The organism is Paenibacillus silviterrae (assembly GCF_030167925.1).
In the GTDB taxonomy this organism is placed as follows: domain Bacteria; phylum Bacillota; class Bacilli; order Paenibacillales; family NBRC-103111; genus Paenibacillus_G; species Paenibacillus_G silviterrae.
Genome location: NZ_JASKUT010000002.1, coordinates 153,040 through 165,240, shown reverse-complemented (window position 1 = coordinate 165,240; position 12,201 = coordinate 153,040). Strand labels below are relative to the sequence as shown.

The window sequence follows — 12,201 nt, the reverse complement described above, 5'->3', positions numbered from 1 at the left end:
TCATGTCTAATTATTTTTTCACTTTAAAGTCCTTGCTGTATTTCTCGGCCCATTCCTTCTCTACACGCTGTCCAATATTTTGAATCGCTTGATCGACCGTTTGCGCTTTCGTGAACACCATTTCTCCCTCTTGCTTATATATGTTGTTGACCAGAATGTTCTTAACTCCCGGAAGAAGCGGATATTCCGGATATTCCTTCTGCTCTACGAAGTAATGAATGTTCTTCGGCTTTTGCGAGCCGTCGCCAATATACGCTTTGCGGATTTCATCATTGATGAAACCGGTTAGGAAGCCCTTTGCCGCAAAATGCTTCGCACCCTTCGCGCCGGACAAATACTGCAGCAGCTTAAAGGCTTCCTCCTTATGCTTGGAGTTCTTATTCAGCATGAGCGATACCGGAGTGGCCAAGCTGGTATTCGGAGCAACACCCTCCGGATGAGGGATTGGGACCACATCCCAGTCAAAGCTGATTTTCTTCTCAGCTTCCGCCAGTCTAAGCTGTGCTACATGCCAATCGCCGATCAGGTTCATTGCCACATTTCCTTTTTGGAAAGCGGAATTGTAATGAGCGGACGTCGTAATCTGCTCCGACCAGCCCATGATCGACCCGTCCTTCTCCATGTCCAAGCGGAATTGGAGCGCTTTCTTAAACGGCGTTAAATCCTTATCAATAATGGAGGCTCCTGTTTGAACGGCTTGAATATACCAGGTTTGGGCCCACGGATGCAGAAACGCGCCATATACCTTGTTTGCCCCTTCACCCTTTGTCATCTTTTTCGCCAAATCTCTGAATTCATTCCAGGTCATATCCGCTTTGGGATAGGGGACATTAGCCTGATCAAACAACGTTTTATTATAGAAAAGCATCCAGTTGGATTTGCGGTATGGAAGACCGTAAATTTTATCATTTACCTTTAAGGAATCATACAGCGGGCCATAGCCGGACACATCGACATTTCCCTTTTTGATGTATTCATCCAAGGGCTCCAGCACTCCTGTGTCCAGGAACACGTCCATGTTACCCCCGAACAAATCGATCGCTTCCCCCGTTGAAAGCTGCAGGCGAATCTTCTCATAATACTGCTGCTGAGGAATGGATTCAAAGGTCGCTTGTATGGAAGGGTTTTCCTTGCTAAACTCGGCATATGCAGCCTTAAAGGTTTCCAAATCATCGGGTAATACCGTTACCTTTAAGCTGACTGCGGCCGGCTTATCGCCTGATGGAGTGGATCCTGTTTGTCCGGCGGATGGCTGTGAACTTGCACAACCAGCCAGTAAACCTGTAGCAAGAGAAGCTGTTACGGCTAGACTCCAAATCTTTTTACTCAATGGACACACACCCTTTTGTATATAGTGATTTGCTGTTTCTATTTTGAATTATACTCAGGTTCGCCATAGTCAGTAAGATGAATGTTTTATTCCCCCATCCGAGCAGCCTCCCGTTAGCTGGAATGATTGGTTCGATACAGCCCTATGAATCAATTCAGCGGGGTGCGGATATCATCTAGAGGGAACGGGGCAGGTACAATAGGCTAATCCGAGGTATTATGAAAAAACAAAGAAACCCTTCCTTCCAATGGTTGCTCGACACTTCCATTTTACCAAGGATTGGTTTCTTTTTGTTTTTACCAAAATAAGAAGAAGGGTATTCCACAGTCATGATGCTGATAAGTTCCTAGATTGGGGACCTCACCACCGACCGGACGAGGCGTCCGCACATAGCGACCTTGCCTATCCCACCTTATTCTTCTTCGAACAATTTCTCGCCGCGATGGAGTCGCCATGCAATTTTCGCCGTATGAGGCGTTTCGCGGGAAGTAGGCGCATGTGCAGCCAAATAACGGGTAACAGCAAGGATCAGCGTTTCGCGGGCTTTCTCTGCGAAAGGTCCCGACTCGGATGCCCAGCGGTCATACTCCGTCACAGCCGCCTCGTACATCTGGAAGGAGTGAAACTCCGTATCCTCTCGAAGCAGAGCATGACCCAATACGTTGAATAAAGGCTCTGGCTTTCCGCCGCTGTGCAGATAGCGGATGACCCATGCCGCCGCTGGCGCCACCTGCTGCTGCTTGTCGAGAATCTCAAGCAGTTCCGTGGGCTCCTGCGCTACCTCTGCCGCTCCAATCACAGCCGGTCTCGGGGCAGCCGGGATGTTCAAAAACCGGTCGAGGTAAATTGTAGCCGCCGTATGAAAAATTCCGCGAACCAGCCATGGATCGGTGGAACGGATCAAGCCTTCGTGAACGGCGTGGGCATGCGTAAATGTGTGTAGTACCGAATTCCAATCCCCGAAATCGTTCTGCGTATGGAAGCGAACGACCCGTTCCGCCGCAGCCAATGCGGCAATTTGCGAGATGCGCACCGGAGAGGCGCCGCCGAGTAAAGCTTCCTTCAGCACGCGAACCGTCCGAAGCGGATCGTCTCCGAGCAGCACCTGGAGCAGCTTCTCGTCGTCGATACCGGAGCCCTCGATTCCAGATGAAACGCCCTTGCCGGACAGCTCCTCGAAAGCTTCCTTCAACGGCTGAACCAAATTAACCGGGGACTGCCAGCTGTGAAGCTCTTCGCTTCGTGAGGCGGACCCGAACATCGGAACGAGCGAGGCGAGGACATAATGGCGCTGCTCATCTCCAACATACTTCAAGCTCTCGAACGCTTTATTATGGAAATCCAGCGTATGGCCGCCGTTAATATAGAAATGGTCCGTTGCCGCCATGCTCATCATAGAGAATAATCGCATCTCATCCGCCCCCGCCTGCACGGCTGTCAACAGCACCCGTTCCGCGCCGCGCGTATCCCGAACTTCGATGCAATCACGGTACCATTCCGTTAATCGCTCCTCCGAGACGTTCGTATGTGGGAGCGGATCGAGCAAGAAGCGCGTTCCGTTTCCGGATGAGTCGCGAGCGGTGTGCAGCATTCCTTGAAACAACGCAAGAATCCGTCCTTGTTTATCGAGCTTAGGCAGGACGTTGGCCATCGCAGTCAAAGTTGTTAATCCAGAGCCCCATCCTTGCCTGCGCTGTTTGACCCCGAATTCAATCCCAATCTCTACAATTTCCGTCTCAGGCACGCCCGCCTCCATTAAACCAACTATGGCCTTGGCTATGACAAGACCGATATTTTGCTCAAGGCCACTCAGAAGCCGGTCTTTATACAGCTGTACTTGGTTGCTGTTCCGGGAATTCGGGTTGACCCAAATGACTCCGTCTCGAACGGTTGTATCATGTACCGGAACATCGTCCGCCCAAGGGTCAAGCGTTCCGCCGCCGCATACGTCAAACCGCGCATGATGCCAATGACATGTCAAAATTCCTTTGCACAAACTTCCCATGTGGAGCGGAAAACCGAGGTGAGGGCACCGGTTATCAAGCGCATGCACTTCATCCTCGTGATGAAAAACGACAATGCCCCCCTTGACCAGCTTCGGACCTTGTTCTCGAAGCTCTTCTACCGTACCCGCCTGAATCCAACCATTCATGAGAACGCCTCCATTTATCCATAGTGTGCTCCTTGTATATACAATATCATACTTCCAATACTTTACAAATATGTATGTTTATAAAGTGGTAAAGCAACAGGAAATCCTTCGAAGCACCAAGAAGCTGCCAGATCATCCGGCAGCCTCTTGGCTTATTATTACTGAAACCAAATTCAATGCTTAATGCTTCCTGTTGTATTCAAGGACAAAGCACCCCTTTTATCCGGCATACGGTGCTGCCCAGGTTAAGCTTCGTCTGAGCTCAGCGTTCGAATTAATCGGGTGAATACCGCTGCTGCTTCTGCACGACTAGCATTCGTTTGCGGCTCAAAGGATGCGCCAGGCTTGCCGAGAAGGATACCTGCCCCCGCCATGGCGTTCGTCGCCTCTCTAGCCCATGGACTCACGTTATCGCCATCTACAAACTCAACCGAGGTCGTTGTGCTTAGCTTATAGCCCTTGCTTTTGGCATAGTTGTACAGCATCATCGCCATCTGCTCGCGCGTAATCCTGTCATCTGGACTGAATTTGCCATTAGCCGTTCCTTCGACAATGCCGGCTTTGGCAGCCCAATTCACCGCCGCCGAATACCACTGACCATTCGCCACATCGGAGAATACTGACGTTGTAAACCGCTTGGGGTCAACACCCTCCAGGTTAGCCAGTACCTGTGTGAACATGGCCCGCGTCATGGATGCTTCGGGACTGAATACGTTATCTGCCGTGCCCTCAAACAGCCTGCGCGCCGATACAAAGGCAATGTCTTGGGTCGCCCAATGGGCCGCAGGCACGTCATGTAAAGCAAGACTGTTTTCCATAACACCGTAGGTGCCCGTTTTCGTTACATTGAATGTCACGCTATCCTCACGGATAACCGCCAAAGGTAAAATGACGTTTCGGCCAATCTCCCGCTTGACCACAACATAGGCAGAAGCATCGCGTCCCTCCGCCACATCAACAGGCAAAGTGATCTTCAGGGGATGGTTGGGATCATCGTAATCCATCGGGTTACCGGACACGAGCAGTTCGACAATGTAGCTTCCTTTCCGGAGGCGAAGATTCAACGTGTCGCCGTACTTCCTCTCCATATTTTGTAAGGTGGTGTTCGGAATAGTGACTGTCCCGAACTCCAGCTTAATTGTTAAAGCCGCAGTCCCCATCGCTGAAATCGGGAGCTTCAGGCTGAGAGTGTCAATATCTCTCGCATGGATGACCAGCTCATTGCTTTCGCCTAACGCTTTCTTGATCTGCTCCTTGGTGCTAACCAAACTATAGCTGCCATCCTCATTTTTTGTGAGAGCACCCGTAACGCCATTTAAAGAAGCCTGCTGCTTCTCTTCTTCCTTCACCGTACCGCTCATGATTGGTACCGAAGTCGGCGATGTGTCGTCTGGCGCCTCGGGAGCAGCCTTCACTGCCGCCGGAGCTCCGCTGCCTACGCTGTTGACTGCCCTTACAGCGAAGATATACGCGGTTCCATTGGTCAGTCCGCTGAAAGTATGACCGGCATCGGAGTCAGCGTCCATCCACGTCTCGCCGTTATCCTTGGATACCTCATACTTGGTAATGTTCGCACCGCCATTACTAGCCGGCGTACTCCAGCCCAGCGTTACTCGTCCGATGCCCGGCGTTGCGGTAACCTTCTCGGGTATGCCTGGAACGGTTGGCGAATCCTTGACGGTCAGCGTGAATGTCATCGATGCATTCGGCTTGATGCCATTGGAGGCTGTGATGGTGAACGTATATATGCCCGCTGCCGTGGTGTTTGCAATTGTGATTAATCCAGTGTTCCTATGGATGGCTACACCAGCCGGCGCGCCGTCCAGCGAATAGGTGAGCGGAGCCGTTCCCGTAGCAGCTACCTGAAACGTGCCGCCTGCAGTGACCACGCTGCCGGCGGACGATGTGATGCTTGGAGCCGCACTGCCAACCAACGCGATATCTTTCGTGTTGAACATAAAAACAAGTCTCTCGTTTGTCGTGACGTCCGGTATATCTGTAATTTGAGATAATTTTTTGGTTCCCAGCCGAAGGGTTAAGACGGCGGTGCTGCCTGATCCGGATACTTCCTGATAAACAATCCGATTCTCATACTTCGGCGAAGCCAGATAGAAAGGACCGACTCCGGTAGAACGCAGAATAAACTTTTCATTATCGCTGATCCCGGCCGCATCGGCTTTGATTACCTGATGATCCCCTACCTTATCGTCCTTGACTGACAAATAGGTGTTGGTTTTGATCAGCAAAATCGAAACCGTGCCGTCGGCATTAGCGACCAGCTGATAGAAAGGCGCATCCTTTTTCATGACGCTTGTCGTTAATTCGTTATTTTCATTCATGTCAAAATACGAATTCAGGGTCTCCGCGACTTTCTGACCGTTAACGGTGCTCCAATTCCTCTGATACAACGGCTCCCACCGGGTTCGTATCTGAAAATAGGGTCCGTTTGTCGGGTCCAGCGGCTCGCCGTTATAGTTCGTCAGCGTGCCAAAGTTCAAATTATCAAAATGCACCATTCCCTGTGGCCGCATGGCTGCTGCCGCTCTTGTGGTCCATGTCATGTCGATACCGTCCACATTGCGGTATAGGGCAAGACCCTGCTCGAAGACAGGTCTTAATTCCCCCCTGTTCAGCCCGTTGTTTTCAAGGTCAAACCCGGCTCCATAATAGCCCCTGCCAGTATCGGCAAACACATTCGGCATCGCTACGAAAGGAACCTCTTCACCGTACAGCTCCTTCGAATACAGGTTGTACTTCGACGAATATTCAAAGGCTATCGCCAGGCGGTTATTGTATAGGGAGTACAAATCTTCATTCTGATTTTTGGCGATCAAACCGATTTCAGCCATATAGCCTAGCGCTAACATGGCGTGGGCTTGGTCGCGGCCGGTTTCCATCGTTTGGCCTGATTCGTTCACGTAAGCGAAGATCGAACCGTTCGTATGGATGTCCTGATAGAAGTGCATCGCGCGATCAAAAATTTCACTGTTGTCACTCAGGACGCCTATCGCCATCATGCTGACAATGGCCGCTGCGTCCCAGTTGCCGTTGGCGAGCATGGGAACGGCTGCATCCTGGATCACAGGATATACCACATTGATCATCATATCTTTCAACATTTTGAAGTCTGCGTCGCCGTAGCCGCTGTAGCCGCCGTTGTAATACCTGATGATCTCCGCTGCACTGGCAAATTTGTACGCATTGATGCCGGCTCCCAATATTCTGTCCCTGCCGTCGATCACTTTCAGTGTATTCGCCCATTGTCTGAGGAGGTCGACAGCCTTGTCGGCATATTGATTGTCTCCCGTAATCACCCATTGCAAAGCGTTGAAATACGCAGCATTGCCACCTTTCTCAAAGTATCCCATGTTGCCTGAATCCGAAGGGGCTCCTCCGCGACCCACTTTCGAAAACACCGTGGTCTGGTAGTCGGAGCTGGCTACTTGATAGGAAACGCTGTTCACCATTCTCTGGTAGTCGGAGTACCAAGGCTCCACCTTGGCCTGAACATGCTCCTTCATTCTCTGCAGGTCTTCCGTCCTTAGCAAAATACCCGGATGGTTGAAAATGCGGACTTTCACATTCGTATTCGTCTGATACCCGCTTCCGCTATAACCAAAGGCATACGTATGGACGCCCGCGCTCAGATCCGAGAGTGTCAGACGCATGAGGCCGCCGGCATACACCGCTCCCGAAACCGAGCCGTTAACACTGTAATTGGCTGGGTTCGTATCGCCATTTACGGGCTTCCAGAACAAACTGACGTCGTTTCCGGAGCCTTCCTGACTAATTTCCAGCAGATCCCTGCCCGATACCTTATCAAAGTAAAACCGGTATTCGGTGTTCTCGGAAGCTGCTCCGCTGCTCAGCATGGCGCTATCGGTCATTTTCACATGAAACCGATTAAAATTGTTATCGTCTCTCATGGTGGACAGATGCGAATAGATGCGGTAAAATCCCGAATTTGTGTATTGATCTACATAAAACCGCTCGTTCCAACCGGGTATGCTTGCCGATGCTTTGATCTCGAACGTCCTATCCGTGCTGGTGCCGTGCGGGGCGCCGCTTACAATATTAAAATATTGATGCGTATTGCTCAGAAACTGTTCTGCCGTAAAGTAATTCTGGATCGTCAAATATTTGTTGTTATCCAAGGCTTTGATGGAGTAGGCCGTTCTAGTGGCTCCAACCTCGGGCTCCTTAAGGTCCACGGTGGCAAAATAATCAAGGACATAGAGAGCGAAGTTAGATGCCTCCGCGGCATTTGCCGTAAGCGATAGCTTTTCCGTGACAGGGTCAACCTTCACATATTTGCCTTCCCCGTTTTTCATTTTCATGATCATTGCTGCCGTCTTGCTGTTGGTCAAGTAATTCCCCATGTTCGGGCCTGCCATCTTGGTTGGAAGCTCCGCAACCACAAGTTTGTTCATCGCCTCTTGCAGCGACAAAACCGCTTGATTGACTTCGGTTTGCGTGGCACTGTTAAAACGCAATTTTTTTGCAATCGTGAGGGCTGACGAAAACACGGCCCAGCTATCCGGTGTGTATACGGTTCCAATTAACGGATCGGCTCGGTCTATCAGCGCGTTAAGCGCGGTTTTGTCGACCCCGTCGTTTACAATGGGATCACCCAGCGTAACGCTCAAGCTGGGTCCCGGATAGGCTGTATTCCTTGAGGAATACAACTCACTGGCGTTTACCGTGCTATCGTTCACTTTCGCTGTTGTAAGTCGAATACTGATTACTTTTCTTCCGTTACTCAAGGCATTTTGGAAGATGGGGGATAGATTAACGGAAAGGTTTTCTTCTCCGTTAGATGTTACATTATGGGTTACTATCGGTGATCCTGCGATATCATACGGACGGTTGTTGTACGTGACGTTGGTTACTGTCCATTGGGTGCCCGTGTCCCGTAAAGTTGATTCGCTTTCCGTAAATACCAGCTCGTTGGGCGCATGCGATTTTCTAAAGCTGAGTATCACGCTCATCTCGCTGATATCATATCTGTTTGTATCAATGGAGGATAAATCAAATTTGAAATAAGCATGCCGGGATTTCCCATAGATTAATTTTGCAGCATTTAATGTTGTTCCCAAGCTATTTCCTTGCCCGCTGAAATTAGACACAAAGGCGTCTTGCGCCGCCGTGAAGGTCAATGCCGACTCTGCTGCGTTCGCGGCTTTTATAGTTGATCCCGGGAAAAGGAAAGAAAACGACGTACAAAAACATAACAGTAAGGATATCATCTGCTTCAATTGCTGTTTCATGCTCGCGCTCCTTTCAAAAAGCACACAATGGGCTGATTCAATTCAATAGGTTTGAAACAACTGCGAGATAAGTGAACGCTTCCAACTCATTTTGCCCCCCTTGTTTATCCATGTTTGATAAGACCAAGAAACTGATTACTTATTTTAGTATGATGGTTTCGTTAGCTTCGTGGAATGAGGTATTTTAAGATCATGCTGATGTTTTTTAATCATTTCCCGGAAAATTGAGGAATACTATATGCTTCCAAAAAGAAAAAAAGCCCTTGATGTCCAAGGACTTTTCAGAAATAGGTAATTGAGACGTGCAGCGTTCCCAATGCCGATCAAGACATTGGCGACATGGCTTCATTCGTTTTATCTCTATGGAACAGACGTCGTGTGCTTGTCTTCGTATTATCGATCAATTCATAGACGATCGGCACGATAAGTAACGTAAGAATCGTCGATGTCGTCAACCCGCCGATAACAACGACAGCCAGCCCTTTGGAAATGATTGTTCCTTTGGAAAGTCCCAACGCCAAAGGCATGAGAGCGAATATCGTCGCCCCTGCCGTCATAATGATCGGGCGAAGTCGTGTTTGTCCCGCTTCCATCAGCGCCTCACGCACGGAGCGTCCTGCCTCGCGCAGCTGCTGAACACGATCGATAAGCACGATCGCATTAGTCACCACGACACCAATTAGCATAAGGAAACCGATTAGAGACGTCAGATTCAGAGATTCGCCAGTTACGAGCAAGCCTAACAGTCCGCCAATTGCCGCAAGCGGTAGTGAGAACAAAATGGCGAACGGTGCGCTTGCGTTGCCGAAAGCAAGAACCATGACCAAATATACTATAAAAATGGAAGCCGCCATTGCAAAATACATGTTTCTAAACTCTTTGTTGATATCGGCCGCAGCTCCCTGCAGCTCCGTATGAACGCCCGGAGGCAGTTCCATCTGGCTCAATATTTGAGAAGCTTGAGCGCTGACGCCACCTTTATCCTTGGAATCGATTTTGGCGGTAATTCTAACGTATTGCTCCTGATTATCCCGGGGAATTGAGGCCGGTCCTTCGACCTTCCGTATTTTCGTAATATCGCTTAGCTTAATCATTTGGCCTGCTGGGGCCGCGATCCGAATGTTTCCAACCTTGTCCACCGAGTTTTTGAAGCTGTTATCCATCATGATTTTCGTGTTGTAGGTGACATTATCGAACTTCAAATCGCCGATGGATTGCTCTCCTAGCCAAGAATACATCGAATCGATAATCTGTCCGGAGGAGAGGCCGTACATGCGTGCTTTGCTCTGATCGACGGCAATTTCCACTTCCTTATTCGTCACGCTCAAGCTGTCTTCCACATCAAGAAAGCCGGGAATTTCCTTCATTTTCGCTTTGACATCCTTGGCCGCTTGAATAAGCGCATCGACATCGTCACCCCGCAGCATATAGGAGAAATCAACGCCGCTTCCTCCGCCTCCGCCGCCAAGGCTGACGATACTGCCGCGAATCTCGCTCTCCTTCGGTATCATTTCTGCAATTTTGGCCTTCATGTCGTCGACGAGCCCTCTTGCGTTCGTCCCTTCGGTAGCAGACGCATTCAACGAAAAGCGAGAACTGCTCCCTCCGTTCCCACCCTCTCCGATGAGCGACTGCACATATTCGAACGCCGGTTCACCTGCGCCGTTCTTCGAATCCTGCATCATTGCCTCAATGCTTTTGACGATTTGGTCGGTCGTATCCAGGGAGGATTCCTTCGGCAAAGTGACACTGATGCTCATTTTCCTATCGGAATTGCTGCTTGGCATAAATTCGAATGCAAGAAACGGAACCGTGCCCGCTATCGACACAACCAACGCCAAAAACGCAAGTGCCATACTTTTCTTTCTATTGTTAAGCGACCACTCTAGCGCCTTTACATAGCCGGCCTCTGCTTTGCCCACGCGATGCTCATCGTGATGCTGAATGTTCTTCGAACGGAGCACAAGCAGCCTGGCAAGCATCGGAATCACCGTAACGGCGACGATCAAGGAAGATAGCAGGGCCACCGACAGAGTGATCGCAAACGGACGGAACAAATCTCCAAGCTCTCCTCCGACGAAGGCGATCGGAGCAAACACGCCCACTGTAGTCAGTGTTGAGGAAGTGATCGCGGAAGAAACCTGGCCCGTAGCCTTACTAATGACCGATTCTCCCCGTTCATGCGTCTTGACCAACTCGCTGTATATATTCTCGATAACAACGATACTATCGTCAACGACTCTTCCGACGGCGATGGCCATGCCACCTAGAGTCATAATGTTGAGCGTGATGTTGAGAGGCGCCATGATCAACAGCGTTATTAAGATGGACAAAGGAATTGAAACAAGGACAATCAGTGTCATACGAAAGTTTTTGAGAAAAACTAATATCATGATGGAAGCTAGAAGCGCCCCCAGCGCCCCTTCCTTAATCATCCCATTGATCGACTCCTGAACGACCTCGGAGTTTTTGTTGATCGACAGGAATTCAACGTTCGGATATTGTCTTTGCCACCCTGCAATCATCGCATCCGCTTTATTTGCAAATTCAACCGAATTCGTTCCGGTCGTTTTGTATAAAATGACCCCGATGGACGGTTGACCGTTCAAACGGGAGATGAGTTTGGATTGATTAATGGCTTGGATCTTGGCGACTTGCTTAAGCAGCAGCATGTCCCCGGACACTGAATTGAGCTTAACGTTCTCCAAAGCGTAAATGCTGTTAATGTCGCTTTTCACGCGAACCATTTGATCGGTTCCGTCCTCATTCAGAACACCGACAGGGCTTGTGCGAAGAGCTGTTTGAATCGACCGAGTCACATCGGAGGGCATCAGCCCGTAGCTGTTCATCGCGTTACCGTCCAACTTGATCGTCAGTACCGCTTCATTACTGCCGATAGAATCGACGTGATCGAGCCCTTTAATCGTTGTAAATCCGGGCTGAAACACATCTTTATACAGCTTATCCAGCTGCTGCTGATTCGTGTTTTCCTTGACAAACACCGCCATCGTATACTCTGGAATAGCAGCCATCCCGTACGTCTTCACCTTGGGTCGCTCCGCCGACTGCGGCAAGTTTACACCCGCGATCAACGCCTCGACGTCGTTTTTGGCTTTATCCGTATTCTGCCCATGCTCCAGCGTAATCGTAATCTGCGAATAATTGTCGCTGGATATCGACTGCAAATTTTTAATCCCGCTAAGCCCTGCGACCGCCTTCTCCAACGGCTTCGTTATTTGCTCCAGAATATCTTTGGGAGGGGCCTGATACTGTGTCTGAATAAAGACGTACGGGATCGATACCTCGGGAAATAATTCTGCTTTCAGTAAAGTAGCTGCATACGTCCCCCCGCCGAACAACAGCAGGATGATAATTAATACGGCCGCTATGTTTTTCATGGAAAACTGCGTTAGTGAATTCATCTCTCTACTCCTACACTTAAATTTATATAT

Annotated in this window: 4 protein-coding genes; all 4 read right to left on the bottom strand. The window is 49.8% G+C overall.

Features of this window, described 5'->3' with window-relative positions; genetic code table 11:
• Nucleotides 1-10 precede the first annotated feature (10 nt).
• Entirely contained in the window at nt 11-1,330 is a 1,320-nt protein-coding gene (locus tag QMO62_RS24570) for an ABC transporter substrate-binding protein (RefSeq protein ID WP_284645138.1), read from the bottom strand.
• Between the two features lie 412 nt (nt 1,331-1,742).
• Nucleotides 1,743-3,482 carry a Rieske (2Fe-2S) protein gene (locus tag QMO62_RS24565; RefSeq protein ID WP_284645137.1) on the bottom strand — a complete coding sequence of 580 codons (1,740 nt, stop codon included), beginning with the start codon at nt 3,480-3,482 and terminating at the stop codon, nt 1,743-1,745.
• A 245-nt stretch (nt 3,483-3,727) separates the two neighbouring features.
• Nucleotides 3,728-8,728 carry an S-layer homology domain-containing protein gene (locus QMO62_RS24560; protein ID WP_284646658.1) on the bottom strand — a complete coding sequence of 1,667 codons (5,001 nt, stop codon included), beginning with the start codon at nt 8,726-8,728 and terminating at the stop codon, nt 3,728-3,730.
• Nucleotides 8,729-9,072: 344 nt separating this feature from the next.
• Nucleotides 9,073-12,171 (bottom strand): efflux RND transporter permease subunit, encoded by a 3,099-nt coding sequence (locus QMO62_RS24555; protein ID WP_284645136.1) that lies wholly within the window; start codon nt 12,169-12,171, stop codon nt 9,073-9,075.
• Nucleotides 12,172-12,201 lie beyond the last annotated feature (30 nt).